Origin of the sequence: Sphingomonas jeddahensis, from assembly GCF_001981525.1 — a bacterium.
Taxonomy (GTDB): Bacteria; Pseudomonadota; Alphaproteobacteria; order Sphingomonadales; family Sphingomonadaceae; genus Sphingomonas; species Sphingomonas jeddahensis.
Genome location: NZ_MPSB01000009.1, coordinates 43,565 through 70,282 on the forward strand (window position 1 = coordinate 43,565; position 26,718 = coordinate 70,282).

General features: G+C 66.2%; 25 protein-coding genes and 1 pseudogene. 15 read left to right on the forward strand and 11 right to left on the reverse strand.

The genetic code is table 11. The annotated features are described in order from the left end of the window. Positions 1-14: 14 nt before the first annotated feature. From egtB to SPHI_RS10435, 4 genes are all read right to left on the reverse strand, one after another. Positions 15-1,268 (reverse strand): ergothioneine biosynthesis protein EgtB, encoded by a 1,254-nt coding sequence (gene egtB / locus SPHI_RS10420; RefSeq protein ID WP_076744876.1) that lies wholly within the window; start codon positions 1,266-1,268, stop codon positions 15-17. 137 nt (positions 1,269-1,405) lie between these two features. Next, complete coding sequence (locus tag SPHI_RS10425) at positions 1,406-1,639, reverse strand: twin transmembrane helix small protein (protein ID WP_076744954.1); 234 nt, start codon at positions 1,637-1,639, stop codon at positions 1,406-1,408. Between the two features lie 9 nt (positions 1,640-1,648). Beyond that, entirely contained in the window at positions 1,649-2,542 is an 894-nt protein-coding gene (gene gluQRS, locus SPHI_RS10430) for a tRNA glutamyl-Q(34) synthetase GluQRS (RefSeq protein ID WP_083719934.1), read from the reverse strand. Between the two features lie 113 nt (positions 2,543-2,655). After that, on the reverse strand, positions 2,656-3,447 hold the full coding sequence (locus SPHI_RS10435; protein WP_076744877.1) for an enoyl-CoA hydratase/isomerase family protein: 792 nt from the start codon (positions 3,445-3,447) through the stop codon (positions 2,656-2,658). Between the two features lie 98 nt (positions 3,448-3,545). On the opposite strand from SPHI_RS10435, the gene SPHI_RS10440 reads away from it, so the two are divergent. The 14 genes from SPHI_RS10440 to SPHI_RS10505 all read left to right on the forward strand — a co-directional run bounded on the left by SPHI_RS10440 (position 3,546) and on the right by SPHI_RS10505 (position 19,410). Continuing rightward, complete coding sequence (locus SPHI_RS10440; RefSeq protein ID WP_076744878.1) at positions 3,546-4,115, forward strand: HNH endonuclease; 570 nt, start codon at positions 3,546-3,548, stop codon at positions 4,113-4,115. A gap of 22 nt (positions 4,116-4,137) precedes the next feature. Then, the gene (locus SPHI_RS10445; protein ID WP_076744879.1) at positions 4,138-4,533 is read left to right on the forward strand and encodes an EF-hand domain-containing protein; all 396 of its coding nucleotides are present in this window, start codon (positions 4,138-4,140) and stop codon (positions 4,531-4,533) included. A gap of 32 nt (positions 4,534-4,565) precedes the next feature. Beyond that, positions 4,566-7,235 carry a phosphoenolpyruvate carboxylase gene (ppc, locus tag SPHI_RS10450; RefSeq protein ID WP_076744881.1) on the forward strand — a complete coding sequence of 890 codons (2,670 nt, stop codon included), beginning with the start codon at positions 4,566-4,568 and terminating at the stop codon, positions 7,233-7,235. A gap of 223 nt (positions 7,236-7,458) precedes the next feature. After that, on the forward strand, positions 7,459-8,154 hold the full coding sequence (locus SPHI_RS10455) for a PepSY-associated TM helix domain-containing protein (RefSeq protein WP_076744882.1): 696 nt from the start codon (positions 7,459-7,461) through the stop codon (positions 8,152-8,154). 9 nt (positions 8,155-8,163) lie between these two features. Beyond that, complete coding sequence (locus SPHI_RS10460; RefSeq protein WP_076744883.1) at positions 8,164-8,649, forward strand: DUF2271 domain-containing protein; 486 nt, start codon at positions 8,164-8,166, stop codon at positions 8,647-8,649. Between the two features lie 11 nt (positions 8,650-8,660). Further along, positions 8,661-9,518, forward strand: a complete 858-nt coding sequence (locus tag SPHI_RS10465; RefSeq protein WP_096348752.1) for a DUF4198 domain-containing protein — start codon at positions 8,661-8,663, stop codon at positions 9,516-9,518. Beyond that, positions 9,518-10,519: an FAD:protein FMN transferase gene (locus tag SPHI_RS10470; RefSeq protein WP_233130871.1), complete on the forward strand. Its 1,002-nt coding sequence runs from the start codon at positions 9,518-9,520 to the stop codon at positions 10,517-10,519. The genes SPHI_RS10465 and SPHI_RS10470 overlap by 1 nt, the downstream gene beginning before the upstream one ends. 159 nt (positions 10,520-10,678) lie before the next feature. After that, the gene (locus tag SPHI_RS10475) at positions 10,679-11,749 is read left to right on the forward strand and encodes a single-stranded-DNA-specific exonuclease RecJ (protein WP_076744887.1); all 1,071 of its coding nucleotides are present in this window, start codon (positions 10,679-10,681) and stop codon (positions 11,747-11,749) included. Next, complete coding sequence (gene uvsE / locus SPHI_RS10480; RefSeq protein ID WP_233130873.1) at positions 11,746-12,909, forward strand: UV DNA damage repair endonuclease UvsE; 1,164 nt, start codon at positions 11,746-11,748, stop codon at positions 12,907-12,909. The genes SPHI_RS10475 and uvsE overlap by 4 nt, the downstream gene beginning before the upstream one ends. A 32-nt stretch (positions 12,910-12,941) precedes the next feature. After that, entirely contained in the window at positions 12,942-13,223 is a 282-nt protein-coding gene (locus SPHI_RS10485) for a hypothetical protein (RefSeq protein ID WP_076744888.1), read from the forward strand. A 52-nt stretch (positions 13,224-13,275) separates the two neighbouring features. Continuing rightward, a complete protein-coding gene (locus tag SPHI_RS10490) occupies positions 13,276-15,300 on the forward strand; it encodes an amidohydrolase family protein (RefSeq protein ID WP_076744889.1) in 2,025 nt (674 codons plus the stop codon). 367 nt (positions 15,301-15,667) lie between these two features. Next, the gene (locus SPHI_RS10495) at positions 15,668-16,258 is read left to right on the forward strand and encodes a GDSL-type esterase/lipase family protein (protein WP_076744890.1); all 591 of its coding nucleotides are present in this window, start codon (positions 15,668-15,670) and stop codon (positions 16,256-16,258) included. Between the two features lie 139 nt (positions 16,259-16,397). Next, positions 16,398-18,659, forward strand: coding sequence for a catalase/peroxidase HPI (gene katG / locus SPHI_RS10500; RefSeq protein ID WP_076744891.1), 2,262 nt, complete (start codon positions 16,398-16,400; stop codon positions 18,657-18,659). 157 nt (positions 18,660-18,816) lie between these two features. Further along, positions 18,817-19,410: an exopolysaccharide biosynthesis protein gene (locus SPHI_RS10505; protein WP_076744892.1), complete on the forward strand. Its 594-nt coding sequence runs from the start codon at positions 18,817-18,819 to the stop codon at positions 19,408-19,410. 212 nt (positions 19,411-19,622) lie between these two features. Here the strand turns inward: SPHI_RS10505 and SPHI_RS10510 are convergent, their stop codons facing one another. Genes SPHI_RS10510 through SPHI_RS10525 form a run of 4 tightly spaced genes read right to left on the reverse strand, consistent with a single transcriptional unit; the run spans position 19,623 to position 23,792 of the window. Beyond that, positions 19,623-19,907 carry a hypothetical protein gene (locus SPHI_RS10510; protein WP_076744894.1) on the reverse strand — a complete coding sequence of 95 codons (285 nt, stop codon included), beginning with the start codon at positions 19,905-19,907 and terminating at the stop codon, positions 19,623-19,625. 3 nt (positions 19,908-19,910) lie between these two features. Next, positions 19,911-22,448 (reverse strand): cbb3-type cytochrome c oxidase subunit I, encoded by a 2,538-nt coding sequence (locus SPHI_RS10515; protein ID WP_076744895.1) that lies wholly within the window; start codon positions 22,446-22,448, stop codon positions 19,911-19,913. Beyond that, on the reverse strand, positions 22,445-23,437 hold the full coding sequence (coxB, locus tag SPHI_RS10520; protein ID WP_076744896.1) for a cytochrome c oxidase subunit II: 993 nt from the start codon (positions 23,435-23,437) through the stop codon (positions 22,445-22,447). The genes SPHI_RS10515 and coxB overlap by 4 nt, the downstream gene beginning before the upstream one ends. Then, positions 23,400-23,792, reverse strand: a complete 393-nt coding sequence (locus SPHI_RS10525) for a c-type cytochrome (RefSeq protein WP_076744898.1) — start codon at positions 23,790-23,792, stop codon at positions 23,400-23,402. The genes coxB and SPHI_RS10525 overlap by 38 nt, the downstream gene beginning before the upstream one ends. Positions 23,793-23,853: 61 nt before the next feature. Between SPHI_RS10525 and SPHI_RS15520 the strand changes: the two are divergent. Then, positions 23,854-24,405 (forward strand): annotated as a pseudogene (locus SPHI_RS15520) (c-type cytochrome); the annotation flags it as partial. Positions 24,406-24,460: 55 nt separating this feature from the next. Here the strand turns inward: SPHI_RS15520 and SPHI_RS10535 are convergent. The 3 genes from SPHI_RS10535 to SPHI_RS10545 are packed head-to-tail and all read right to left on the reverse strand — an operon-like array spanning position 24,461 to position 26,632. After that, a complete protein-coding gene (locus tag SPHI_RS10535) occupies positions 24,461-25,120 on the reverse strand; it encodes a cytochrome b (protein WP_076744900.1) in 660 nt (219 codons plus the stop codon). Beyond that, complete coding sequence (locus SPHI_RS10540) at positions 25,117-25,866, reverse strand: cytochrome c oxidase assembly protein (protein WP_076744902.1); 750 nt, start codon at positions 25,864-25,866, stop codon at positions 25,117-25,119. The genes SPHI_RS10535 and SPHI_RS10540 overlap by 4 nt, the downstream gene beginning before the upstream one ends. A 58-nt stretch (positions 25,867-25,924) precedes the next feature. Further along, entirely contained in the window at positions 25,925-26,632 is a 708-nt protein-coding gene (locus SPHI_RS10545; RefSeq protein ID WP_076744903.1) for a peptidylprolyl isomerase, read from the reverse strand. Positions 26,633-26,718: the final 86 nt, after the last annotated feature.

Genomic DNA, 26,718 nt, shown 5'->3' on the forward strand with positions numbered 1-26,718 from the left:
GTCATGCGGCGTCGTCACACATCCTTGGCCAGCCGGACGCCGGTGAACTGCCAGCGCTGATGCGGGTAGAAGAAGTTGCGGTATGAGGCCCGAACGTGGCCGCGCGGGGTGACGCAGGAACCACCGCGCAGCACGAACTGCCCGCTCATGAACTTGCCGTTATACTCGCCGACCGCGCCGTCGGCCGGCACGAAGCCGGGATAGGGGCGATAGGCGCTGCCGGTCCATTCCCAGACGTCGCCGAAGAAAGCCGGGCCGCCGGGTGAGGGGCGCGGCTCGACCGGACCCGCGGCGTCCATCTGGTTGCCAGTGGCGGGATCGTGCGCGGTGGCGGCCGATTCCCATTCCGCCTCGGTCGGCAGGCGAGCGCCGGCCCAGCTGGCATAGGCGTCCGCCTCGTAAAAGCTGACATGCGTGACGGGTGCGGCGGGATCGATGGCGCGGCGCCCGTCGAGGCCGAAGCGTGTCCAGGTGTCGCCCTGCTGCTCCCAATAGAGCGGCGCGGCGATCCGCTCGCGCTGTAGCCAGGCCCAGCCGTCCGACAGCCAGTGGCGCGGATCGCGATAGCCGCCATCGGCGATGAACTGCTGCCACTCGCCATTGGTGACCGTGCGATCGGCGATGGCGTGGGGCGCCAGCAGGGTGCGATGGCGCGGGCCCTCGCAATCAAACGCGAAACCCGCGCCGGCGTGGCCGATCTCCGCGATCTGCTCAGGCCGTTCGATCCAGCCGATCGGGCCGGGCATGGCGACCGGAACCTTGGGCGGGGCGGGCCAGATCGCCGGTTCGAGCGGATTTTCGGAAAATAGGTGGAGGATGTCGGTAACGAGCAGTTCCTGGTGCTGCTGTTCGTGATGGCAACCGAGCTCCACCAAGGCACGCGCGTCGCTGGAGAGCAAGGGGAACGCGGCAAGCAGCGCGGCATCGACCGCTGCGCGGTAATCGCGCACCTCGTCCAGCGTTGGACGGGTAATCATGCCACGGCGTGCGCGCGCGTGGCGGCGGCCTTCCGCCTCGTAATAGCTGTTGAACAGGAAGGGGAAGCGTTCGTCGTGCAGCTGATAACCGGAGACGTGATCACGCAAAACGAAGGTTTCAAAGAACCAGCTGGTGTGCGCGAGATGCCATTTTACGGGCGACGCATCTTCCATCGATTGGACGGTGGCGTCAGCGTCGCTGAGCGGCGTCGTCAGCGCGGTTGTGAGGGCGCGTACGTCCTGAAAGCGGGTGGCGCGAAAATCGCGCCCGGTTGCCTGATACAGTCGCATGCCGTCCTCTCTTCCGGCAGGCGTGGGCGATCGACATGACCGTCATCAGACGCACGCTGGATGCAGCGAAGGACATGATCCCCCGACGGCCGGTCGAACGCACCGGCCATCCTGTTTGTTTCAACCCAGGTTAAACGTCAGGTGCGGCCGGCCGCGAACAGCAGCACGACAACGATCAGCACGGCCAGCGCCTGGAACAAGATGCGCTGCTGCATCATGCGGTTCGACTTGAGCTGGCTGTCGGTAGGACCGGTGCCCGTCCCACGCGCCTCCGCGCTGGCGTTCTGCAAAAAGGCGACGATGCCGCGCACCAGCGCGACGAGCGTCGCAATCAGCGCCGCGACCAGAAGGATGACGAGGAACGTCTGCATGCCTCCCATCTAGGTACTCGCGGGGTGATTGGGAAGGCGTCCCGCACGAAGCTCCGCGGCGATCTTGCGGCCCTCCACGCCTGCCTCGCGCAAGGCGGCTAGTGTGGGGGCGTTGTGCCGCTTGGCGAGGCGAACTCCGTCCGGTCCGGTGAGCAGATAGTGATGGTGGTAATGCGGCGTGGGCAGGCCGAGCAGCGCCTGGAGCAAGCGATGGACATGGGTGGCCGCGAACAGATCGCGCCCGCGCACCACATCTGTGACGCTTTGCCACGCATCGTCGATCGTCACCGCGAGGTGATAGCTGGCGGGCGCATCCTTGCGCGCGAGGACGACGTCGCCGGTGGCGAGTGGATCAGCGGGGATCGCCCTCCCATGGTCTTGCCACGTCAGCGCGCCCGCGCGAGCGACCGCCGCCGCCATGTCGAGCCGCCAGCAATAGAGGCGATCGGGCTCGTCACTGCGGCCGCGACAGGTGCCGGGGTAGAGCGGCTCGGCGCCGTGCGGGGCGGACAGGCTGGCAGCAGCGATTTCAGCGCGGGTGCAATAGCAGCGGTAGAGCAGGCCCATGCCGCGCAGCTGGTCGAGCGCGGCAGCATAAGCGGGCAAGCGCTGCGACTGGTGGATCACGGCGCTGTCCCACGCCAGGCCGAGCCAGGCGAGATCGTCACGGATCGTCTCAATGTGTTCAGGCCGGCTTCGAGTACCGTCGATATCCTCGATCCGCAGGAGGAATTTGCCGTCGCGGGCGCGGGCGAAATCGTGCGCGAGGATGGCGCTGTAGGCGTGGCCGAGGTGGAGGCGGCCGGTGGGGGAGGGGGCAAAGCGAGTGACGGTCACGCGTGCGGATGTGCGGGGTGCAGGCGTGGTGGGCAAGGGCGGCGACTCGATCTCACTTCGCGTCATTCCCGCGGAGGCCGGAATCCATACGCGCAGGTTCCTCGATCGAGCCGCAGCGGTCGCGTCTATGGATTCCCGCCTCCGCGGGAGTGACGGGGGAAGCGACGAAGAGCGCTACTCTACCGCCCGCTGAACACCGGCTCCCGCTTTTCCATGAACGCCGCCACCCCTTCCTTATGGTCCTCCGTTGTCATCAGGCGACGGATCGTCTCGATCGCCCAGCCGCCGAGCTCGCGCGCGTCGCCATACGCCGCCTTGCGCAACCCTTCCTTCATGTACCGCAGCGCGAGCGGCGGATTGGCGGCGATACGCCCAGCCAACGCGCGGGCCGCGGGGAGCAGATCGCCGTGCGGCACCACTTCGCGCACCAGCCCGATGCGCGCGGCCTCGGCCGCATCGATCACATCGCCGGTGAAGAGCAGCTCCGCCGCCTTCGCCGGCCCGACGATCGAGGGCAGGCGATAGAATCCGCCGACGTCGCAGACCAGCCCGCGCTTGATGAACAGCTCCGCAAATTTCGCCTTGTCGCTGGCGATGCGAATGTCAGCATAGAGCGCCAGCTCCATGCCCCAGCCGACCGCTGCGCCGTTCACCGCCGCGATCACCGGTTTGTCGCATTCCAGCGCGGCAATGGCGGCAGGGGTGGGCTGGTGGCGCACCACCGGCGGTGCCTTGCGCTTGGCGAAGGCATCCGGCCCGGCCATGATCTCGCCCACGTCGTCGCCTGAGCAGAAAGCGGGATCGGCGCCCGTCACGATCACGCAGCGCGCGTCTTCGTCCGTCACCGCGCGGCGGAACGCCGCCTCCAGCTTGGCATAGGCATCCCAGTTGAGCGCATTGCGCCGTTCCGGCCGGTTTAGCGTGATCGTGGCAATGTGATCGGCGACTTCATAGGTGACGGTTTCGCTCATTCATCCTCTCCCCTTGACCCGGCGTTTTGCCGGCTGTCATCATGACGTCATCGCTTGGCGCATAACGACCGGCGACACGGTATCGAAGGGGAGCGCGCTTGTTCCATCCCGATCTGATCCGGCACCCGGATTCGTGCCCGACGTTGGTCCTCAACGCGGATTACACGCCGCTTTCCTATTATCCGCTCAGCATCTGGCCATGGCAGACCGCGGTCAAGGCAGTGTTTCTCGATCGCGTCGACATCGTCGCCCATTACGAGCGCGAGGTGCGCAGCCCTAACCACTCGATCCGGTTGCCGTCCGTGATCGCGCTGAAGCAATATGTGCGGCCGTCGCAATTCCCGGCCTTCACCCGCTTCAATCTGTTCCTGCGCGATCGCTTCGCCTGCCAATATTGTGGCACGCACGAGCGCGATCTGACGTTTGACCATGTCGTGCCGCGGGCGCAGGGTGGGCGGACGACCTGGGAAAACGTCGTCACCGCCTGTTCGCCGTGCAACCTCAAAAAGGGCGGACGGACCCCGAAACAGGCTGCGATGCCGCTGCATGTGGAGCCGATTCGACCGACCAGCTGGCACCTGCAGGAGCATGGCCGCAGCTTCCCTCCCAACTATCTCCATGAGACATGGCACGATTGGCTCTATTGGGACGTTGAGCTCGAAGCTTGATCTTGAGGGAGGTTAAACGGGGATGCGATCGTTGATCGTGCTGGCGGCGCTCGTGCCGCTGCTGGCAGCGTGCGGCACGTCTGAAGAAGACCATGACGAAACGGCTGCGGCGGCTAATTACATGCCGCCTACCGTCACTTCACGGCTGGACTTCGGCAGCGAAATCGAACGTCGTTTTCATGCCTTCGACACCAACCGTGACGACAAGATCACCGCCGACGAATTGCCTGAGCGGCTGAAGCCAATGATCGCGCGCGGCGACGAGAACGGCGACCGCGCGCTCAGTTCGCAGGAGTGGAGCGAGTTGCTGCTCGACTGGTTCGACCGCAACGACCTTAACAAGGATGGCACGCTGACCAGCGAGGAACGCGAGACCTATCGCGAGCGCCACCCGCGCCCTGTCCAGACTGCGCGTTGACGCGGACGGCTGGTGCGGTGCAGCATGGCGGGATGAGCACCCTTCCTCCGATCACCAACAACGATGACATTCGCTATCTCGGCCGTGTGCTGGGAGACGTGATCCGCGAAATGGGCGGGACGCGGCTGTTTGCCGCGACGGAGGCGATCCGTTCCGCCTCGGTCGAGCGGCATCGCGACGGTGGCGCGCCGGTGGATCATCACCTGGAGGCCTTGTCGCTTGACGAGACACTGGATTTCGTGCGCGGCTTTATGCTGTTCTCGATGCTGGCCAATCTCGCGGAGGACCGCCACGGCATCGCCGCGGAGGAAGGCGCCGATGTCGCCTCCGCGCTGGAGCGGTTGGCGGGCGAGGGCATAGACCAGGACGCGGTTTGTGCGTTGCTTGAGCATGCGCTGATTGCCCCCGTGCTCACCGCCCACCCAACGGAGGTGCGGCGCAAGAGCATGATCGACCATCGGAATCGTATCGCCGAGCTGATGGCGATGCGCGACATGGGGGCGGAGGAGACACCGGACGGCGACCGGATCGACGAGGCCATCGTGCGGCAGGTCGCCCTTTTGTGGCAGACGCGGGTGCTGCGACGCGAGCGATTGTACGTCACCGACGAGGTGGAGACTGCGCTTTCATATTTGCGCGACGTATTTCTGCCCGTGATTCCAGCGCTGTACCAGCGGTGGGATCGGGCCATGGGGCGGCGGTTGCCTGCTTTCCTGCGGCCGGGAAGCTGGATCGGCGGCGATCGCGACGGCAATCCCTTCGTGACGGCGGATTCGCTGCGCGCGGCACTCGCCAAGGCGGCGGCGGCGGCGATCGGTTATTACCTCGACCAATTGCATGCGCTTGGATCGGAACTATCGATTTCGGCCGATCACGCGCCGGTCGATGCGGCGGTGCTCGCGCTTGCCGAGGCGAGCGGCGATAATGCCGAAAGCCGGATCGACGAGCCGTACCGCCGGGCGCTATCGGGCATTTATGCGCGGCTTGCGGCCACTTACGAGGCACTTGTGGGCACGCAGCCGCCACGGCCGGGGGCGCGGCGGGCAGAGCCCTACCCGGATCCGCATGCGCTGCGCGCCGATCTGGTGGCGCTTGCCAAGCCGCTGGCGGCGGCGGCGGGCGGGCTGCTCGCCAGCGGCGGGGCGATCGGGCGGTTGATCCGCGCGGTGGAGGTGTTCGGCTTCCATCTCGCCACGCTCGACTTGCGGCAGAACAGCGCGGTGCATGAGCGGGTAGTGGCCGAGCTGCTGAAGACGGCGGGCGTGTGCGAGGATTACCTGGGACTTGATGAGGATGAGCGGGTCGCGTTGCTCAATCGCGAGCTCGCCAGCGCGCGGCCACTGACCAGCCGATACATCGATTATTCGCAGGAGACCGCGGGCGAACTGGCCATCGTCGCTGCAGTGGCTGAGGCCCATGCCGCCTACGGCCCGGCGTGCATTCGGCAGTATATCGTGTCGATGTGCCAGTCGGTCAGCGATCTGCTCGAAGTGCATCTGCTGCTCAAGGAAGTGGGGCTCTACGTGCCCGGCGATCCGCCCCAGGCCGCGGTGATGGCCGTGCCGCTATTCGAGACGATCGGCGATCTGGAGGCGGCGCCCGGCATCATGCAGGCGTGGTTCGCGCTGCCCGAGGTTGCCGCCATTGCCACCGCGCGCGGCCATCAGGAAGTGATGATCGGCTATTCCGATTCCAACAAGGACGGCGGCTATCTCACCTCGGGCTGGCAATTGTCCAAGGCCTCGACCGCGCTGAAGCCGGTGTTCGAGGCGGCGGGTGTCGGCATGCAACTGTTCCACGGCCGCGGCGGCGCGGTGGGGCGCGGCGGCGGATCGGCCTTTGCGGCGATCCGCGCGCAGCCACCAGGCACGGTGCAGGGCCGCATCCGAATCACCGAACAGGGCGAGGTGATCGCCGGCAAATATGGCACGCGCGAAAGCGCGATCACCAATCTGGAGGCAATGACCTCCGCGACGCTGCTGACCAGCCTGTCGCCGGCGCCGCTGTCCAATGCCGAGAACGAGTCCTTCGCCAAGGCGATGGACCGGCTGTCGGACACCGCGTTCCACGCCTACCGCGATCTTGTGTACGGCACCGAGGGGTTCAACGCCTTTTTCCGGCAGATGACGCCGATCGCGGAGATCTCCGGGCTGAAGATCGGCAGCCGGCCAGCGAGCCGCAAGAAATCGGCCAAGATCGAGGATCTGCGCGCGATCCCCTGGGTGTTCAGCTGGGCGCAGGCGCGAGTGATGCTGCCGGGTTGGTATGGTGTCGGCCATGCCATCGCGGCGTTCGAGGACAAGGCGCTGCTCGCCGAGATGGCGGAGGGCTGGCCGCTGTTCGCCGCGACGCTGGCGAACATGGAGATGGTGCTGGCGAAATCCGACATGGGGATCGCGGAGCGCTACGCGGGTCTTGTCGAGGACGACAAGCTGGGCGCGCGGATCTTCGGGCGGATCAAGGACGATTGGCAAGCGACCTGCGACGGCTTGCTTGAGGTGACCGGGCAATCACGGTTGCTGGACAAGCATCCGGCGCTGGATGCCTCTATCCGGTTGCGGCTGCCGTATATCGAGCCGCTCAACCTGTTGCAGATCGAGCTGATGCGGCGCCATCGTGCGGGCGAGGATGATCCGCGGATCGCCGAGGGCATTCTGCTGTCGATCAATGCGATTGCGACGGCGTTGCGCAATTCGGGTTGAGGCTTGATGGAAGCAGGCGCTGTTTGGCACGTGCTTCGACAGGCTCAGCACAAACGGGGTTGGGCGATTGTGGTCTTCATCGGGCCGTTCGTGCTGAGCTTGTCGAAGGACGTGTTCCACGCGCTCCTCTCGCAAGCCAAATGCCGTATATGCTGTTGCGAATTATTCGCGATTGATTTAGCTGCCGTTGCACGAGGCGTGATTGGTCGCGCGGGGGTGGTGCATGCAGGCGAGCGAGGTGGAAGCGGTACGCGAGCGGCGAGTGTCTAGCGACACGCCGGCCCCGCGTCGCGCCGCCGCGCCCAAGCCGAAGAAGAAGGTCCGCGCCTTCTGGCTGAAGCAGTTGCACACCTGGCATTGGGTGAGCGCGGCAGTGTCGCTGGCGGGCATGTTCCTGTTCGCCATCACCGGCATCACGCTCAACCACGCCGCGTCGATCGGGGCGGAGCCGCAGGTGACTCGCGCCGAGGCGACACTGCCGCCGCCGCGGCTGGCCGAGTTACGCGGCGATCATGCCGAAGGGGCGCCGCTGCCGCCGCGCGTGGCGCAGGCGGTCGCCGGGGCGGTTGCGCTCGATCCGGCGGGGCGCGCCGGCGAATGGACCGACAAGGAAGTCTATGTTGCCATGCCCGGGCCGGGGCGCGATTCCTGGATCAGCATCGACCGCGACACTGGCGCGATCAGCGCAGAGACGACGTGGCGCGGCTGGATTTCCTACCTCAACGACCTGCACAAGGGGCGCAACACCGGTGACCCCTGGTTCTGGTTCATTGATGTCTTTGCGGTTGCCTGCATCGTCTTCACGCTGACCGGGCTGGTGCTGCTCCAACTTCACGCGCGGCATCGCCCGTCCACCTGGCCATTGGTCGCCACGAGCCTGATCGTGCCGCTGCTGCTGGCCGTGTTCCTGATCCACTAGAGAGGTTTCATGCGCCCAGCCTATCTGCTCGTTGCCGGTGCGATCAGCGCGCCAATTGCTGCCGACAGGGCCGCCGCCCACACCGTCAGCGTTACCGTGCCGCAGCTGAAGGTGGCCGAATATCACCGGCCGTACGTGGCGGGCTGGCTGGAGCCGGCGGCGGGCGGGCCCGCGCGCACCGTGTTCGTGTGGTATGACGTAAAGAAGGGCGGGGCGGAGCCGGGCACCAAATGGCTTGCGGATCTGCGCAGCTGGTGGCGCAAGGGTGGGCGGACCATGAAGCTGCCCGCCGATGGCGTTAGCGGCGCGACCCGCGCACCCGGCACGTACCAGATCCCGCTGCCCAAGGGGCTGCCCGCCGGCCAATATGTGCTGAACGTCGAGGCTGCCCGCGAAACCGGCGGGCGCGAACTCGTCCGCGTTCCCATCACCGTTCCCGGCCGCGGGGGCTCTGCCAAAGGCGGCGCCGAGCTCGGCACCGTTATCGTTCGTTGAGGATCATGCCCATGCGCTTGAAAACCGTCCTGCTCGCCGCGATCGGTGCCGCTACCCTCGCCGCGCCAGCGCTGGCGCATCGCCAGTGGCTGTTGCCGTCAACGACGACGCTGTCGGACACCAACCAATATGTGACGATCGACGCCGCCATCTCCAACGACCTGTTCTACCCTGATCACGTCGCGATGAGCCCGGAGATGATCAAGGTGTGGGCGCCGGACGGCAGCGCCGGGACGATGGAGAATGCCGCGAAGGGGCGGCACCGCACCACCTTCGACGTCAAGGTCGACAAGCCGGGCACGTGGAAGATCGGCACGGAGATGTCTTCCGTGATGGGCAGCTTCACGCTGAACGGTGAACAATGGCGTGTGGGTGGCCGCCGAGGGCCGCCGCCCGCCGCGGGAGCCCCGGCGCGGCCGATGCCAAAGTTCGTCGCCACGCCCGCCGACATCCCGGCGGGCGCCACTGACGTGAAGCTGACCGAGGTGATGGGCCGCAATGCGATCTTCGTCACGGCAGGTGCGCCGAGCGAGGATGTGTTCAAGCCGACTGGCAAGGGGCTGGAGTTCCAGCCGATCACGCATCCGGGCGCGCTGGTGTCTGACGAGGAGGGGCAATTCCGCTTCCTGGTGGACGGCAAGCCGGCCGCGGGCGTGAAGGTGACGGTGGTGCCCGGTTCCAAGAAGTTTCGCGAGACGGAGGGCGCGCAGGAGCTGACCACCGGCGCGGATGGCGTGCTGCGGGTCAATTGGCCTGTCGCGGGCATGTACTGGATGAGTGCTTCGCTTACCGACGCGAAGGTGACGGCACCGCGGGCCACCGAGCGGCGGATGAGTTTCACCACCACGCTGGAGGTTCCGGCGCCCTGATGGGCGTCGCGTGTTCGCACCGTCCCGCCAAGTCGATGCGGCTGGCCGTGCCAGCGATCGATCCGGCGGCGCTGGCGGGATGGGACCCACATGCGGCAGTGATGGAGTTCGACGGCGCGACGATGGGCACGCGCTGGCGGGCGCGCTTCGCCGCGCCGGCGCAGCTCGACCTGCCGAGGCTCACGCGGGCGATCGACGCGATGCTTGGCGAAATCGTCGCCGAGATGAGCCACTGGGCGCCCGATTCGCTAATCAGCCGCTTCAATCGTGCGCCGGCGGGGCGCTGGCTGGCGCTGCCGCCGGACTTCGCCACGGTGATGGCGGCCGCGCTGGACGTGGCGGCGAAATCGGATGGCGCGTTCGATCCGGCGATCGGCGCGCTGGTCGATTTGTGGGGCTATGGCCCGGTGTCGCGGCCTCAACCCCCGGATGCGGCAGCGATCGATGTCGCCGCAGCGCAGGGCGGGTGCCGGCAGCTGCGCTTCGATCCGCATGCGCGCCGGTTGCAGCGGCTGGGCGAGGTGCAGCTCGACCTGTCCGGCATTGCCAAGGGCTATGCGGTCGATCGCTTGTCGGCGGTGCTGGCGGCGCATGACGTGCGGCACAGTCTGGTCGAGATCGGTGGCGAATATGTCGGGCGTGGCCTGCGGCCCGATGGCGACCCGTGGTGGGTCGAGTTGGAGACGCCGGGCGCGCTGGCTGCGCCGATCCGGGTGGCGCTGCACCAGCACGCGGTGGCGACATCGGGCGATTATGTGCGTGGGCGGCATACGATCGATCCGCGTACCGGGCGGCCGGTGGCGCACGCGCTGGCGGTGAGCGTGGTGCACGCCTCGGCGATGCTGGCGGATGCCTGGGCGACGGCGCTGGGCGTGGCGGAGCCGGACGAAATGATGGCGCTGGCGGAGGCACACAGCCTGATGGTGCGCGCGCTGCTGCGGCGGCGTGATGGGGTGAGCGAATGGATCAGCCCGGCGTTGGCGGCGCTGGTGGCGGGCTGAGGCTCACCGTTCGTCCCGAGCATCGTCGAGGAACAGCCGCTAGCGCTACGGCTGTGGCGTGTGCCTCGACTTCGCTCGGCACGAACGGGTGGGATGGTTCGTGACCTCCCGACACCCAAGGATGCGGACCCCTTGGGCCTGTCGTCGCGTTGAGCAGCGATGATCGGCCGCCTAGCCTCTGCCCTCGATTCGCGTGCGGCCTGCCGCATGGCCTTCGCCGATGTGCTTGCGGCGTTCGATGCGGCGCGACCGATTGCCATTCTCTCGCATTTCGATGCCGATGGGCTTGCCGCGGCGGCGGTCCTGTCGCGCGCGCTGGAGCAGGCTGGTTGCCGCGTTGTCGTGCACCTCACCGGCAAGGGCGAGACGCCGTGGGACGACAGCGTTGCCGCGCGCCTGTCGGCGGAACAGCCTGGTGGGTTGATCCTTGCCGATCTCGGCACGCGCGCCGAGCCGGTATTACCGGGCTGCCCGACCTTGGTGATCGATCATCATGTGCCGACCGGTGAGCCGAAAGGCGCGATCACGCTGAGCGGCAATGGCCTGGCGCCGGAGCCGACGACGGCGCTGCTGGCGTGGTGGGCGGCGGGAGCGGTGGGCGATGTGGATGATCTGCTGTGGCTGGCGGCGATCGGGCTGATCGGCGACATGGAGGAGGGGCGCGACTTTCCGGAGCTTGCGGAGGCGCAAGCGCGCTGGGGCAAGACGGCGTTGCGCGACGCCGTGTCGCTGATCAACGCACCGCGCCGGACGGCGGCGGCGGATGCGGGACCGGCGCTTCGCCTGCTGCTGCGCGTCGACGGGCCGAAAGCAATCACCAAGGGGACGGACGCTGATGCGGAGGCGCTGCGTGCCGCCAAGGCGGAGGTGCGCGCGGCGATGGATGTCGCCAAGCGCGCCGCGCCGATCGTCACTGGCGACGTGGCGCTGATCCCGCTCGATACGCCGTGCCAGATTCACCCGCTGATCGCGCAGCAATGGCGCGGGCGGCTGAAGGACAAGATCGTGATCGCCGCCAACCGCGGATATCGCCCGGGCTGGGTCCATTTCGCGGCGCGGTCAGCGAGCGGGCGTGACCTCATCCGCTTTCTTGCCGAGCACCGGCCGCCCAACGCGGATTCCCGCTACGGCAATGGCCATGCGCAGGCGACCGGCGGCGCGCTTCGCGTTTCAGACTGGAACGGCTTCATCAGCGATCTTGGCATTCCTCAGGCGCAGGTGCTTTCATGACCGACAACAACCGCCCTCTGCGGCTGGGTTTTCCCGTCAAGGTGATGGGCAAGCCGGGGCTGAAATCCGGCGATACGCGGCGCTGGCAGAACAACCCGCACCTCAAACATTCGCTTGAGCTGCTCGATGAGGTACTGGAGTATCTCAAGAGCGAGAAGCTCGACATGTACCGGCTGTCGTCGGACATTGCGCCTTACGCAACTCACCCGGATATGCCGCAATTCCACAACATGGTGGCGGAAAGCGATGCGGAGCTGCGCGCGTTCGGGGCCAAGGCGCGCGGTTATGACATTCGCCTGTCGTTCCATCCGTCGCAATACGTGCTGCTCAACGCGCCCAATCCGGAGCTGACCAGGAAGAGCATCTGGGATCTGTCGAGCCAGGCCGAGATGTTGGACCGGATGGAGCTGAACGACGAAGCGGTGATGATCACCCATGTCGGCGGGGTCTATGACGATCACGAAGCGAGCCGTGCGCGCTGGATCGCGGGCTGGGAGCAATGCCCCGAACACGTCCGGCGGCGGCTGGTGCTGGAGAATGACGACATCCGCTTTTCCGCCGCCGACGTCTTGTGGATTCACGAGCGAACCGGCGTTCGCTGCGTGTTCGATTATCAGCATTTCTGGTGCCTCAACCCCGAGCGGCTCGACATGCGCGAGACGCTGGAGAAGTTTCTTGCCACCTGGCCGGCGGGCGTCCGGCCCAAGATCCATTTCTCCTCGCCCCGCACCGAGTTGCGCGAGATCAAGCAGAAGATCACGCCTAAGCAGCGCGCTGCCGCACAGGCCGGCACCGCCAAGGCTAAAAAGGGCGAGTTGCTGAAGGCACCAGTCAAGGCGACCGCACGCGTAAAGACCGTGCTTCGCCCACCGATCTGGACCGGGCACGCCGATTTCACCAACCCGTTTGAATTCGCGACCTTCATGCGAATGGCCGAGGGGCTGTTCTTTGACGTGATGATGGAAGGCAAGTCCAAGGATTTGAGCCTTTTGCGGCTGCGCCCCGATCTGTTGCGCTTCGCCCCCGACGTGGCGGCACGGTTCGGGATCACCGAGAAGGATGCGGCTGCCTTTGCCGCCGACGAAGCATGGCTGGACCAGGGCATGGAGTCGGATGACGAGCCCGACGTCGATGAGGGATTGGCGCAGGCGGCGGAATGATCGCGCACGGCACGAGTTGAAAAGGAGTGGAGATGGAAATCATCAAGCAACCGATCGGCGAAGCGGCTCCGATCGACGGCGATTGCATCCGCGTCCAGGAACTGGAGGGCGGGCGTTTCCTGCTAAACGGATCGGTGTTGCTCAACTGCGGCGATGTCGAGCCGGCGGAATCGGTCGCGCTGGTCGGCGGCGAGCCATATGCCAGCTATGACGCGGCAGAGGCTGCGGGCCTCGCCTGGGCGAACGATCATTGCACGGATCGGCTTTACGTCTGCCGATCGGATGGCACGATACCGCTGCCCGACATGGTGTGACGATTGCGACAGGTTGTTGCGTGAAAGGGTGTTGCTACGTAACCACGAAGCTATGAAGCTCCTTTCCACGGCGGCAATCGCTGCGCTCGCGCTATCCCTCGCCACTCATGCCGCGGCAGAGGTGCAGCGCTACAGCGTGATCTTCGGCGGCAAGAATGTCGGCCACCTCAATGCCGATGTGCAGGGCGAGCGCACGGCAATCGATTTCGATTACAAGAACAACGGTCGCGGCCCGACCATGAAGGAAGTGCTGCGCACCGACGCCAGCGGGCTGCCGGTCGCCTGGGATATTACCGGCACGACCACCTTCGGCTCCAAGGTGGAGGAGCATTTCGCGCGCGACGGCAAGGGCGCGCGCTGGACCGACGCCACCGGCACTGGCTCGGCCGCGGGCACGGGGGTCTATGTCGCGCAGAGCGGCAGCCCCTGGGCGACGGCCCTGTATGCGCGCGCGATCATGAACGCGGGCGGCACCACGCTAGCGGCGCTGCCCGGCGGCACACTGACGCTGACCAAAGGGCAGACGCTGACGGTGAACGGCGCCGGCGGGCCGTTGCAAGTGACCGCCTATGACCTGGGCGGCATCGAGACCACCCCCGACACGATCCTGCTGGATGCCAAGGGCGACATGTTCGCGGCGCTTTCCACGCGGCAGGTGATCGTGCGGGCGGGCTATGAAGGCGAGGCCGAGCGGCTCAAGACGCTGGCGGCGCAATGGTCGACCGACCGGTTCGTGGCGATCAACAAGAAGGTGGCGCATCGCTATGCTGGGCCGGTGCGCATCCGCAACGTGCGGGTGTTCGACAGCAAGGCGGGCACGGTCGGTACGCCGGTGTCGGTGCTGGTTTCGGGCAACAAGATCGTGCGGGTCGAGCCGCTGTCGGCCAAGGGTGCGGCTGGTGAAACGGTGATCGATGGCGCGGGCGGGACAATCGTTCCCGGCCTGTACGAGATGCATGCGCATACCGGACAAGAAGGCGCGCTGCTCAACCTGATGGCGGGCGTCACCACGATGCGTGACATGGGCAACGACAATGCGGTTCTAGACAAGCTGGTCGAGCGGATCGACGGCGGGGTGATCGCCGGCCCGCGCATCGTTCGCGCCGGCTTCATCGAGGGCAAGAGCCCGTTCAGCGCCAACAACGGCATCCTCGTCAACAGCGAGGCCGAAACCGTGGCGGCGGTGCGCTGGTACGCCGACCAGAAGAAGTTCTGGGGCGTCAAATCGTACAACAGCATGAACCCGGCGTGGATTCCCGCGCTGGTCAAGGAAGCGCATGCGCGCGGGCTGAAGGTGGCGGGGCACGTCCCCGCCTTCGCCACGGCCGACCAGATGATCGAGGCCGGCTTCGACGAGATGACGCACATCAACCAGTTCATGCTGGGGTGGGTGATCAAGCCGGAGGAGGACACGCGCACGTTGTTCCGCCTGACCGCGCTCAAGCGCCTGCCGGCGCTCGATCTGGATAGCCCCAAGGTGCAGCATACGATCGGGCTGATGGTCGACCGCAAGGTGCCGATCGACGTGACGCTGGGCATTCACGAGAACCTGCTGCTCAATCGCGACGGGCAGGTCGCGCCGGGGGCGGTGGACTATATCGATCACTTGCCGGTCGGCGCGCAGCGCAGCCTGAAGCAGCAGTGGATCGATACGTCCGCGCCCGGCGACGATGCGGCCTATCGCGGTGCTTATGACAAGATCGTTGCGACGATCCGGATGCTCAACAATCGCGGTGTGATGATCGTGCCAGGTACCGACACGGGCGGCTCGTTTACGTTTCACCGCGAGCTGGAGCTTTACCAGAAGGTCGGCATGACGCCCGCGCAGATCCTGACGCGCGCGACATGGGACATGGCGAAGTATCTGGGGCAGGATGCGACGCTGGGGTCGGTGGAGCAGGGCAAGCTGGCCGACTTCTTTCTGGTGCCGGGTGACCCGACGAAGGATTTGAAGGCGATCAAGCGCATCGCCATGGTGGTGAAGGATGGCGCCTTCTACTACCCGGCCGAGGTATATCCGGAGTTCGGGATCAAGCCGTTCGCGGCGGCGCCAGTGGTGCGTGGGGCGGCGAAGTAAGCGCAAGCCACGCGCCCCCCGGGGCCGAGCACGTGCGCCGGTGCATATGCTGCGACGTGCACGCCCATTTGCTTCTTCATCCCGGACTTGATCCGGGATCCATGGTGCCGCGCAGGGTGCGCTCACAAGGCAAGCGGGAGCGCCAGCGGAGGGTTGGATCCCGGAGCAAGTCCGGGATGACGGATTATTTCGGCGCCGCGTGCTCAGGACAGGTCTGTGCCAGGGTCCAGATTCTGGGAACCAGGCGATATCGGAGTGCGCGGCACCCTGATGCCGGGTCAAGCCCGGCAGGCGGGGCCGTTTAAGGAAGCTGGCGGGAGTGGCCGGATGGTGAAAAAGCATTACGGCGCATTATCTTAACGGTTCCATGACCGTCGCTACCCCGCTCATCCTCGCGTTCGGCGACAGCCTTGTCGCCGGCTATGGCCTCGCCCCTACCGACAGCTTCCCGACGCAGCTCGAACGCCGCTTGCGTTCCGAGTATCCACAAGCGCAGGTGCTTAACGCCGGCGTGTCCGGTAACACCACTGCCGACGCGCTGGGTCGCTTACCCCGCGTTCTCAGCGCGTTGCCCGCGCGGCCGGATCTGGCGGTCGTGCAGATCGGCGCGAATGACGTGCTGCGTGGCATCGCGCCGGATCGTACCCGCGCCAACCTTGATGCAATGCTGACCGAGTTCGCGCGCTGCGGCATTCCCGTGCTGCTCGCCACGCTGGAGCCGCCGGCGTTTCTGCGGGCTCGCACCAGCGCGTATCTCGGCATCCATGCCGAGGTGGCGGCACGGCACGGGGCGGCGATCGCGAGCTTCTTTCCGGCGGGCGTGCTCGGGCGTGCGGACATGGCGCTGTTCGACCGGGTGCATCCCAATGCGCGCGCGATCGCGGCCGTCGTGACGCACATGCTGCCGGCGATCGAACAAGCGCTGCGGCAGCGTAGCGGCGGGGCCATGGCGGCTTGACGTTATTGATCGGACCGGTCTCTCGTTTCGTCTTCTTTGATCGATTTCGTCGCTGTCGCTGACGAATATATCCTGCTTCTCTCGCGTTGGGATCGGCCTAGGCTGACCCCCGAGATTTCGCGAGGAGAGGATAATCGTCATGGACGCACCAACCAGCGGCTGCCCAGTCACCGGGAGCGGGGGCGGGAGTCCGCTCAGCGATCATAGCAAGGAGCCGGCGGCGCTGCGCAGCCTGCTCGGCCGCACCAACCGCGATTGGTGGCCCAACCAATTGTCGCTGGAAATCCTTCAGCAGAACGGCCTGTCGGGCAATCCGATGGGTGACGATTTCGATTATGCCGCCGAATTCAAGACGCTCGATCTCGAAGCGGTGAAGGCGGATCTCAAGGCACTCATGACTGACAGCCAGCCATGGTGGCCGGCCGATTACGGGCATTACGGCCCGTTCTTCATCCGCATGGCATGGCACTCGGCCGGCACCTATCGCACCGGCGACGGCCGCGGCGGTTCGTCGTCGGGTTCGCAGCGGTTCGCGCCGCTCAATTCCTGGCCGGACAATGGCAATCTCGACAAGGCGCGCCGGCTCTTGTGGCCGATCAAGCAGAAGTATGGTCGCAAGCTGAGCTGGGCGGACCTGTTCATCCTGACCGGCAATGTCGCCATCGAATCGATGGGCGGGCCGGTGTTCGGCTTTGGCGGGGGGCGCACCGACGTATTCGAGCCCGAGAAGGACATCTATTGGGGCACCGAAGAGGAATGGGTCGGGCATGAAAGCAGCCAGACCCGGATCCAGCCCGATCGCGAGATGGTGCTGGAAAGCCCGCTTGCTGCCATCCAGATGGGCCTGATCTACGTCAACCCCGAAGGGCCGGGCGGCGTGCCCGATGCGGCGCAATCCGCGCGCGACATCCGCGAGACGTTCGCGCGGATGGGCATGAACGACGAGGAGACGGTGGCGCTCACCGCGGGTGGCCACACCTTCGGCAAGGCGCATGGCGCGGGCGATGCGAAGCTGGTCGGGGCGGAGCCGGAAGGCGCCGATATCGCGCAGATGGGCCTCGGCTGGGCCTCCACGCACGAAAGCGGCATGGGCGATCACACGATCACCAGCGGCATCGAAGGCGCGTGGACGCCGACGCCGATCACCTGGGACATGACCTATTTCGACATGCTGCTCGACCATGAGTACGAGCTGGTGCGTAGCCCGGCGGGCGCGAAGCAGTGGCAGCCGGTTGGCAATCCGGAGGAGACGCTGGCGCCCAAGGCGCATACGCCGGACGTCAAGGTGCCGACCATGATGACCACCGCCGACATGGCGATGAAGGTCGATCCGAAATACCTCGAGATCATGCAGAAGTTCCGGGCCGACCCGGAGTATTTCGCCGACGCCTTTGCACGCGCCTGGTTCAAGCTGACCCACCGCGACATGGGGCCGAAGATCCGCTACCTCGGCCCGGACGTGCCGGCGGAGGATCTGATCTGGCAGGATCCGATCCCCAAGGCCGATCATGCGCCGATCGACAGCAGCGACGTGACTGCGCTGAAGCAGAAGATTGCAGATGCAGGGCTGACGATCAGCCAGCTGGTGAAGACGGCCTGGGCCTCGGCGGCGACCTATCGCCGGTCGGACCATCGCGGCGGCGCGAATGGCGGGCGCATCCGGCTGGAGCCGCAGCGTAGCTGGGACGTGAACGAGCCGGAGAAGCTGGCCAAGGTGCTCGACGTCTATGAGCGGATCAAGGCCGAGTTCGACAGCGGCGCGAGCGGCGGCAAGAAGGTGTCGATCGCCGATCTGATCGTGCTTGGTGGCACAATGGGTGTGGAGCAGGCGGCGAAAGCGGGTGGCCATGACGTGTCGGTGCCGTTCACGCCGGGGCGCACCGATGCCAGCGCCGAGGAAACCGACGCTGAAAGCTTCGAGGTGCTGGAGCCCAAGGCGGATGGTTTCCGCAACTACCTCCAGGTGCGCTACAATGTGCCGACCGAGGAGCTTCTGGTCGATCGCGCGCAACTCCTCGGGTTGAGCTCGCCGGAAATGGCGGTGCTGGTCGGCGGCCTGCGCGTGCTGGGCGCCAATCACGGCGACACCGACCATGGCGTGCTGACCGATCGTCCGGGGCAGCTGACCAACGACTTCTTCGTGAATGTGCTCGACATGGGCACGGCGTGGAAGCAGGTCGATGACAGCAGCGACGAGCTGTATGTCGGCAGCGACCGCGCGACGGACGAGCCGCGCTGGAAGGCGACGCGGACCGATCTGGTGTTTGGCGCCAACTCGCAGTTGCGCGCGCTGTCGGAAGTCTATGCCTCGGCAGATGCCAAGGAGAAGTTCGTGACGGACTTCGTGGCGGCATGGACCAAGGTGATGAACGCCGATCGCTTCGATCTGCGGTACAACTGACAACCTCGTCACCCCGGACTTGATCCGGGGGTTCCGCTGTTGACTGACTTCGCAGAAGAAGCGGGACCCCGGCTTAAGGCCGGGGTGACGTGCCTGTCCGGGGCAGGGCAACGCCTCGTTATCGGAACCCCACCCCCGCGCCCCCGTTCATCGGCGCATGGCCAATGATCCGCATAGCGTCGGCGATATTCTCGACCGGCTCGACGAACTCGCCGATAGCAATGACGAGGTGTCGCTCGGCCAGACGATCGAGGCGTTCGGCAATCGCAGCTATGCGCCGTTCCTGATCGTCATTCCCCTGATCGACATTTCGCCGGTGGGATCGATCCCCGGCTTGCCGACCCTGCTCGCGCTGGTGATCGTGCTGACCGCCGGACAATTGCTGTTCGGGCGCAAGCATCTGTGGCTGCCCGGATTCCTTGCCAACCGTTCGCTCAAGTCGAAGAAGGTGAAAAAGGGCGTGGAGAAGGTGCGCCCGGTCGGCAAGTGGATGGACAAGTGGTTCCACGGCCGGCTGCCGGCGCTCACCAAGGGGCCGATGGTGCGGGTGGCGGCGGCGGCGATCATCGTGTTGACCATGGCGGTGCCGCCGCTGGAGCTGCTGCCGCTCGCCACCACCGCGCCGATGGCGGCAATCGCGGCGTTCGGCATGGCGCTGCTGGTCAGGGACGGGCTGCTGATGATCGTGGCGTTTGTTGCTGCGGCGGGCGCGCTGGCGGCAGCGGCGGGGCTGTGGGCGTCGCGGGGGTAGGGGATACCTCCTCCAATTGGACAAAGTGTCGGCGTTCGTCCGGTGAGTCGACGCAGGTATCTTACCTCCATGCCGGGCTTGTCGCGGCATCCAGGCACCCGTGTACTCACTGGCCGCTTGGTTTGCGGAACACTGGATGCCGGAACGAGCCCGGCATGACGATTGTGGCCAGGTTGGTGTTTCAGCGACGGGGTTCCCCGGTCGTCACGCCATCACACGATCAGCGCTGGCAATCCCTGCCACAGCACGGAGATGGCGCTGATCCCCGCGCCGACGAGTGCGAGCTTGCGCATCCATTCGCGGAAATCGTCACCGCCGCTGGGCACACGCAGACGCACGATCAGCCACGCATCCGCCGCGAGGCACGCCAGCGTGATCAGCAGCGTCAGCACATGGCCGAGCGGAAGCCCGGGAAACACACTTGCCGCGATGTAGATGGCGAAGAAATGGACGGTCCAGACGATCAGGCCGCCCAGCATATAGGCCCAGGCGCGCATCGCTCAGAACGGCCCCGGAAAGAGGCGCGCGATCAACGCGGCGGCGATGCCTTCGACGGCGGTGTAGCACATGAACATCACCACCAGGTCCATCGTGTTGTTGCGTGGGCAAACGATCAGTGCGCGGCTGTTTCGCGCCGACAGGTAACCGGCCATCAGCACGCAGATGAACACCAGAATGCCCTGCAGCGACTGGAAGGCGTAGACGATCGCGCCCTGGCCGCTCGCCGTCGGCCACAGGCCGTGCGCGGTCCAGTTCCAGCAATCCACGCCGAAACCGAAGAGCAGCGAGGCGGCGGCGCAGCAGATCAGCACGCCGGGGGTCCATAGCTCGGTATTTTCGCGGGCCAGCATATAGCGGGCCAGGATCGCCAGCCCCGCGCCGCCGCCATGGCCGAGCAGGATCGGGACCAGCCACGTCACGTCGGGCGGCTTGATCCAGAATTGCGGATGGATGCCGTAGAGGTAGAAATAGCCGAACACCGACATGGTGAAGATCATGCCGACGACGATCAGCAGGATGATCATCGCCCACCAGCCGTGGGTGCCCGGCCCGGTGCGATAGGTCGGCAGCATGATTCCGGCGCCGACATCGACCTTCTTGTCGGGCACCAGCCGATCGGTGTCCCACATCCAGCGCAAGATGCAGGCGATCGCCAGGACGCCATTGGCGAAGGCGGTGTAATAAGCCTGGATCGTCAGGATCATGAAGAAGCCGGCGGTGAAGATCGCGGCGAGCAGCGGCCACGGCGACGGGCCAGGCATGATCTGCACATATTGCGGCTCGGCACGCAGCGGGCTGGTGACGATCGTTTCGCGCAGGCCAGTGGCGGAGTTCGGGAGGAAGTAGCGACCTTCCTCAACATCCTTTGGCAGGTCCGGATCGTCCCACAGCGGATAGCGGCTCTTCACCACGGGGATGCTGCGAGTGGAATACAGGCCGGTTGGCAGCCATTCGAGCGTGCCTCCGCGATATACGTTGCCCGCGTCATTGTCGGTGGTGAAGCGCATGTTGCGTGCGCAATCGATCAGGAACAGCAGCACGCCCGCGCCGAACAGGAAGGCGCCGACCGTCGAGATCATGTTGAGCAGATCCCAGTCGCGGCCGGGCAGATAGGTATAGACGCGGCGCGGCATGCCCATGAAGCCGGTGAGATGCATCGGCAGGAACGTCACCTGCATGCCGGCGAACATCAGCCAGAAGATCCACTTGCCGAGCCGCTCCGACAAGGCGCGGCTGCTCGTCATCGGCGTCCAGTAATAAAGCGCGGCGAAGAAGGGGAAGACCATGCCCCCGATCAGCACGTAGTGGAGGTGCGCGACGATGAAATAGCTGTCGTGCGCCTGCCAATCGAACGGCACCATGGCGACCATCACGCCGGTGAGCCCGCCGATCACGAAGGTGATGAGGCCGCCGAGCAGGAACAACGTCGGCGTGTTGTAGCGCGCGCGTCCCATCGCGAAGGTCGCGATCCAGGAGAAGACCTGGATACCGGCGGGCACGCTCACCGCCATGCTCGCCGCCGAGAAAAAGCTGACCGAGAGCGTCGGCATGCCGGTGGTGAACATGTGGTGCGACCAGACGCCGAAGCTGATGAAGCCGGTGGCGAGGAAGGCGAGCACGATGAGATTGTGGCCGACCAGCGGCGTGCGGTTCACCGCGGCGATGACCATCGAGACGAGGCCAGAAGCGGGCAGGAAGATGATGTACACTTCCGGATGGCCGAAGAACCAGAAGAGGTGCTGCCACAGCAGCGGATCGCCGCCGCGGGTCGCGTCAAAGAACGGCCAGTTGAACGCGCGCTCCAGCTCGAGCAGCAGCGTGCACAGGATAACCGACGGGAAGCCGATGATGATCATCACGCCGAACACCAGCATCGCCCAGGCGTAGATCGGCATCTTGGCCAGCGTCATGCCCGGCGCGCGGGTGCGCAGCGCGCCGACGATGATCTCGATCGCGCCGGCGATGGCGCTGATCTCGATGAAGCCAATGCCGAGCAGCCAGAAATCGGCGTTGATGCCGGGCGAATAGGTGGTGCTGGTGTACGGCGGGTACATGAACCAGCCGCCATCGGGCGCGAGGCCGACGAATAGCGAGGCGAAGAAACACAGCCCGCCAACGGCATAGGCCCAGAACGCATAAGCCGAGAGGCGCGGGAACGGCAGGTCGCGCGCCGCCAGCATCTGCGGCAGCAGCAGCACCGCCATCGCCTCCATCGCGGGGACCGCGAAGAGGAACATCATCACCGTGCCGTGCATGGTGAAGAACTGGTTGTACGTTTCCTGCGGCAGCACGCCCATCAGCGGCAGCGCAAGCTGCACGCGCATGACGAGCGCGAGCACGCCCGCGAGCAGGAAGAAGGCAAAGGCGGTCGCGACGTAGAAGAAGCCGATGTAATTGTTGTTGACCGCGGTCAGCAGCTCCCAGCCCTTGGGCTTGCACCAGATGTCCTCCAGCTGCTTCAGCTCGCCGGCGGGACGCTCTCCCTTGGTGGGAAAGCGATCGTAGAGCGCGGGGTCGAAGCCGGTTTCCGAGCTCACTTCTGCGCCTGCATGTAGTCGGCCAGCGCCTGGAGATCCTCACCCGACAGCATTGTGTAGGGCGGCATGCGGTTACCCGGCTTGATCGCTTGCGCATTGCCGATCCAGCCGATCAACGTACCGCGATTGTTGGGCAAAATGCCGGCGCCAATGGACTGGCGCGTGCCGATATGGGTCAGGTCCGGGCCGGCGAGGCCGTTCGCCTGTGTACCGGCGATGCGGTGGCAGGCCGCGCAGCCGGTCGACTGGAAGAGCTGCGCGCCGCGGGTGTTGGCGGCGGCGGCCTGCTGCACGCGTGTCTGGCGAGCGGCCATCCAGCGCTGGAACTCGGCCGGTTCGTGCGCGACCACGACGAAGCCCATCAGCGCGTGCGGCCCGCCGCAATATTCGGCGCACTGCCCGCCGAATACGCCCGGCTTGTCGGCCTGGATCTTCATGACGTTGCGGCGGCCGGGGATCATGTCGAGCTTGCCCGAGAGCCGCGGGACCCAGAAGCTGTGAATGACGTCGTTGGATTCGAGCTGCACCACCACCGTCTTGCCGACCGGGATATGAAGTTCGTTGGCGTCGCGCATCGCCAATTGGCCGTCGCTGCCGAGATAGTCGACGCGCCACCACCACATCTCGCCGGTGACGCGCACCGTCATCGCCGTGGGGCCCGGCGGCGCGGTGAGGTTGCGGGTGAGCGTCAGGCCATAGACCAGCAAGGCGGTGAGCACGACCACGGGAAAGGCGATGCCGCCGATCCAGATCACCTTCTTGCCGCCAAGCCGCGCGCGCAGCCGTTCCTTGCCGAACAAGGCGATCCACAGCGCCATCAGCACCACGCCGAGCACCGCCACACCCATGAAGAACAGGATCCACGACAGCGTCGTCACCGATCCCGCATACGGCCCCGCCGGATCGAGCACGGGCGGCGGCCATCCGGCGAGGCTCTCCGCAAAGCCGCCCTTATTTGGCGCGGAGAGTGTAGAGGTAGGCGGCGACATCGCGCGCTTCCTTCTCGTTGAGCGGCATGGCCGGCATGGTGGTTCCGGGGACGAGTTCGGGCGCTGCGCGGACGAAATGCGCGAGCACGTCGGGGCGGTTAGGCAGACGGCCGGCGATCATGCCCTGATCACCGAACTTCTCCAGCGAGGGGCCGAGCGCGCCCTTGGGCCAGTTGAGGCCGGGAATGGCGTGGCACGCCGCGCAGCCGACCCGCTCGATCGCTGCCAGGCCGGCGGCGGGATCGGCCTGCGGCATATGCTGACGCTCGTCGGGCGGCGGCTTGCAGGCCGCCACCAACGTTACCAGCGGCAGCAAGGCGCGTAACGCGAACAGAAATCCCCCGTCATGCCGCATCGCAAGACCCGGCAGTTTGTTTCGGAACCGATCGGACCACGCGTAGGTTCCCAGAGGCGCGATGACGACGGCTGAAACTTTCCGACGGCGGTCGCTCGTCTGCCTTCCCCTGCTCCTGATCTCGGCCTGCGGTGTCGCCGATCGTACCGCGGCGGATCGGTTCGTGGAGACCGGCCAACTTGTTGCGCTGAGCGGCGGCGATGCGGGGGCGTCGAGCGCGTGCTTCAGCTGCCACGGCATGGATGGGCGCGGCAACGGTGCTGGCGCGCCGCGGCTGGCGGGGCTGGACCTCGGCTATATGTCCGCGCAGCTGGAGGGATACGCCAGCGGGCGGCGCAAGCACCCAGAGATGGAATGGATCGCCAAGCGGCTGACCCCGGCGAATCGGCAGACCGTGTCAGCTTATTATGCGTCGCTGCCCTACAAACCGGCCACCGAAACGGTAGCCACAACAGGGCCGGGCGCTGCGCTCTATCAACACGGCGATGCGTCGCGCGGGCTTCAGCCTTGTGCCGTGTGCCATGGGCGTGCGGGCGAGGGGGGAGGACCGGGCAACCCGGCGCTGGGCGGGCAGCCCGCCGGCTATTTGTCCGAACAGCTCGACCAATGGCGCAAGAGCGAGCGGCGCAACGATCCGGGCAACGTCATGCTGGAGATCAGCCGCAAGCTCACCCCGCCTGAGGTTGCGGCTCTCGGTGTTTATGCGTCCGGTCTCCCTGGGGGTCTTCCTCGTCGGGAATCTCCGGCAGCATCCCGCGCAGAACGTCGTGGCGATCCCAGAAATGATGCTTCAGCGCCGCCCCGACGTGGAGCGGAATGACCAGGAACAGCGCGAACACGGTGACGAGGTGGACATCCTCCGCCACGTCCATGATCCGCCAGCGCAGGGTGAGCGGCATGTCGCCGAGCGGGAAAGACGGCCAGGGGATCACCCCGGCAAGGTAGAGCGGTCCCGGCTCGGCCAGCGCGGACCACATGATCCAGCCGCTGATCGGCAGCAGGAAGAAGGTGGCGTAGAAGACCCAGTGGATCGCGACCGACACGGTCGTCTGCCAGCCCTGCTTGTCGGCATCATTGATCGGGCCGGGAACCGCGAGCCGCCACCAAAAGCGGCCGATCGCGAGCAGGATCACGACCAGCCCCGCGGCGCTGTGCACCTGGTAGAAATAGAGTTTGTCCGCGCCGACCGGCAGCCGGCTCATGGTCCAGCCCCAACCGAGCTGGAACAGGATCAGGAAGGCCATGACCCAGTGAAAGGCAATGCCGACGGGCGAGTAGCGGGCACGGTCGGTGTGGCCGCGCGCCCATTCGCGAAGTGCCTTGATCATCGCGCGGTCACCGCCTCGCCGCGCTCCTCCACGCCCAGCCAACGCGCAAGCATCCACAGCGCGCCGGCGAGATAGAAGCCTGCGGCTGGCGCCCACATGATGAGGCCGGCGAGCTGCTGGTCCTCGAGCGGCGAAAAGCCCCAGGCTTGCGTGCTGAGATAATGTGGCGCGTAGAGCGCGTCGGCGTTGAACACGAGCAGCGCGCCGAGCAGCCCCATCTGCACCATCAACGCCAGCAGTGCGGCGATCCCGAACGGCAGGGCAGCGGTGCGGATGTGCGCCCACATGCCCCAGGCGGTGACGAGCAGGCTCGCCTGCATCGTCCAATAAAGCATGTCGCTCGACAGCGCGGCGGCATAAGCGGGCGGCGCATGCCACAGCCAGAAGGCGAAGATATGCACCACCGTCCAGATCGCGATCCCGCCGCGTGGCGCGCGGGCGACCGGGGAGAGCGCAAAGGCGAGCAGCGGCGCGAGAACGGCGGTGAGCAGCGTGTGGTGAACGGTGCGGGCGGAGAACAGCGCGCTGGTCAGCGCACAGAGCGGCGACACGAACAGCAAGGCCGCCAGCGCCAGCGCGGCGACGAAGAAGCGCCGCTCGGCCGCGTTGCTGGGCAGCAAGCGATAACAGCCTGCCGCGAGGATCAGCGCGACGATCAGGATCGGATCACCGTTCCAGCGCGCCATCAGCCCGTCAGGCGCCGGCGCGACCCCGCAATAGGGTAACCATGTCGCTGCGCTGTTCATGCCGGCTTCCCCCTTGGCGTCCGTGCCCCGCGTCGTTCGGGACGAACGCTAAGGGAGACTAACGGGGCGCCTTGGGGTTCCCGTTGGGCTTGGTGCCAGGCAGCGTCACTGGCGCGCCGAGCGCCGGGGCGGGGGCAGCGGGCGCGGCCTGATAGGGCGGGGGATTGTCCGCCGCGATATAGGCGTGGACGATGCGGGTGGGGTTCGCCGGCGGCTCGCCCTTTTGGATCCCGTCCACATATTGCATGCCCTGCAACACGCGGCCGAACACGGTATATTTGTTGTCGAGGCTGAGGCGCGGCATCAGCATGATGTAGAACTGGCTGTTGGCGCTATTCTCATCCTGCGCGCGCGCCGCGGCGACTGCGCCGCGCACGTGGGGCAGGTAATTGAACTCTGCCTTCACGTCCGGCAGGTCCGACCCGCCGGTGCCATCGCCCTGAGGGTCGCCACCCTGCGCCATGAAGCCGTCGATCACGCGGTGAAAGGTGAGGCCGTCGTAGAATTTGCGGCGCGTCAGGTTCTTGATGCGGCGTACCATGTCGGGCGCCACGTCCGGACGCAGCCAGATCGAGACGCGGCCACCCGACGACAGATCGAGCAACCAGGTGTTTTCGAGATCGTTGGTGGGGGGCGGGGTATAGCGCTGCTTGCTGGCGGTGGTGGTGGTCGCCTTGGCCGCTTCCTCCATCGCCTTGTTCTGAGCCATGGCCGGGCCGGCGAGCAGGGTCGCGGCCAGCATCGCGATCATTCCAACAAAACGCATCGTTATCCCAACCAGATCGTGTCCAGCCGGCCCTAGACCAGATCGGGCCTTGCGCCAATCTGAACTGCGTGGGGGAGCACTTGTCG

What these genes read in the sequence shown, in the direction of transcription:
- SPHI_RS10535 (WP_076744900.1), bottom strand. Translation starts at nt 25,120, where the DNA reads ATGATCAAGGCACTTCGCGAATGGGCGCGCGGCCACACCGACCGTGCC.
- SPHI_RS10455 (WP_076744882.1), top strand. Translation starts at nt 7,459, where the DNA reads ATGCAGGCGAGCGAGGTGGAAGCGGTACGCGAGCGGCGAGTGTCTAGC.
- uvsE (WP_233130873.1), top strand. Translation starts at nt 11,746, where the DNA reads ATGACCGACAACAACCGCCCTCTGCGGCTGGGTTTTCCCGTCAAGGTG.
- SPHI_RS10525 (WP_076744898.1), bottom strand. Translation starts at nt 23,792, where the DNA reads ATGCGGCATGACGGGGGATTTCTGTTCGCGTTACGCGCCTTGCTGCCG.
- SPHI_RS10435 (WP_076744877.1), bottom strand. Translation starts at nt 3,447, where the DNA reads ATGAGCGAAACCGTCACCTATGAAGTCGCCGATCACATTGCCACGATC.
- SPHI_RS10505 (WP_076744892.1), top strand. Translation starts at nt 18,817, where the DNA reads ATGGCCAATGATCCGCATAGCGTCGGCGATATTCTCGACCGGCTCGAC.
- SPHI_RS10540 (WP_076744902.1), bottom strand. Translation starts at nt 25,866, where the DNA reads ATGAACAGCGCAGCGACATGGTTACCCTATTGCGGGGTCGCGCCGGCG.
- SPHI_RS10465 (WP_096348752.1), top strand. Translation starts at nt 8,661, where the DNA reads ATGCGCTTGAAAACCGTCCTGCTCGCCGCGATCGGTGCCGCTACCCTC.
- SPHI_RS10545 (WP_076744903.1), bottom strand. Translation starts at nt 26,632, where the DNA reads ATGCGTTTTGTTGGAATGATCGCGATGCTGGCCGCGACCCTGCTCGCC.
- gluQRS (WP_083719934.1), bottom strand. Translation starts at nt 2,542, where the DNA reads ATGACGCGAAGTGAGATCGAGTCGCCGCCCTTGCCCACCACGCCTGCA.
- coxB (WP_076744896.1), bottom strand. Translation starts at nt 23,437, where the DNA reads ATGTCGCCGCCTACCTCTACACTCTCCGCGCCAAATAAGGGCGGCTTT.
- SPHI_RS10475 (WP_076744887.1), top strand. Translation starts at nt 10,679, where the DNA reads ATGATCGGCCGCCTAGCCTCTGCCCTCGATTCGCGTGCGGCCTGCCGC.
- SPHI_RS10510 (WP_076744894.1), bottom strand. Translation starts at nt 19,907, where the DNA reads ATGCGCGCCTGGGCCTATATGCTGGGCGGCCTGATCGTCTGGACCGTC.
- egtB (WP_076744876.1), bottom strand. Translation starts at nt 1,268, where the DNA reads ATGCGACTGTATCAGGCAACCGGGCGCGATTTTCGCGCCACCCGCTTT.
- katG (WP_076744891.1), top strand. Translation starts at nt 16,398, where the DNA reads ATGGACGCACCAACCAGCGGCTGCCCAGTCACCGGGAGCGGGGGCGGG.
- SPHI_RS10485 (WP_076744888.1), top strand. Translation starts at nt 12,942, where the DNA reads ATGGAAATCATCAAGCAACCGATCGGCGAAGCGGCTCCGATCGACGGC.
- SPHI_RS10470 (WP_233130871.1), top strand. Translation starts at nt 9,518, where the DNA reads ATGGGCGTCGCGTGTTCGCACCGTCCCGCCAAGTCGATGCGGCTGGCC.
- SPHI_RS10445 (WP_076744879.1), top strand. Translation starts at nt 4,138, where the DNA reads ATGCGATCGTTGATCGTGCTGGCGGCGCTCGTGCCGCTGCTGGCAGCG.
- SPHI_RS10495 (WP_076744890.1), top strand. Translation starts at nt 15,668, where the DNA reads ATGACCGTCGCTACCCCGCTCATCCTCGCGTTCGGCGACAGCCTTGTC.
- ppc (WP_076744881.1), top strand. Translation starts at nt 4,566, where the DNA reads ATGAGCACCCTTCCTCCGATCACCAACAACGATGACATTCGCTATCTC.
- SPHI_RS10460 (WP_076744883.1), top strand. Translation starts at nt 8,164, where the DNA reads ATGCGCCCAGCCTATCTGCTCGTTGCCGGTGCGATCAGCGCGCCAATT.
- SPHI_RS10425 (WP_076744954.1), bottom strand. Translation starts at nt 1,639, where the DNA reads ATGCAGACGTTCCTCGTCATCCTTCTGGTCGCGGCGCTGATTGCGACG.
- SPHI_RS10490 (WP_076744889.1), top strand. Translation starts at nt 13,276, where the DNA reads ATGAAGCTCCTTTCCACGGCGGCAATCGCTGCGCTCGCGCTATCCCTC.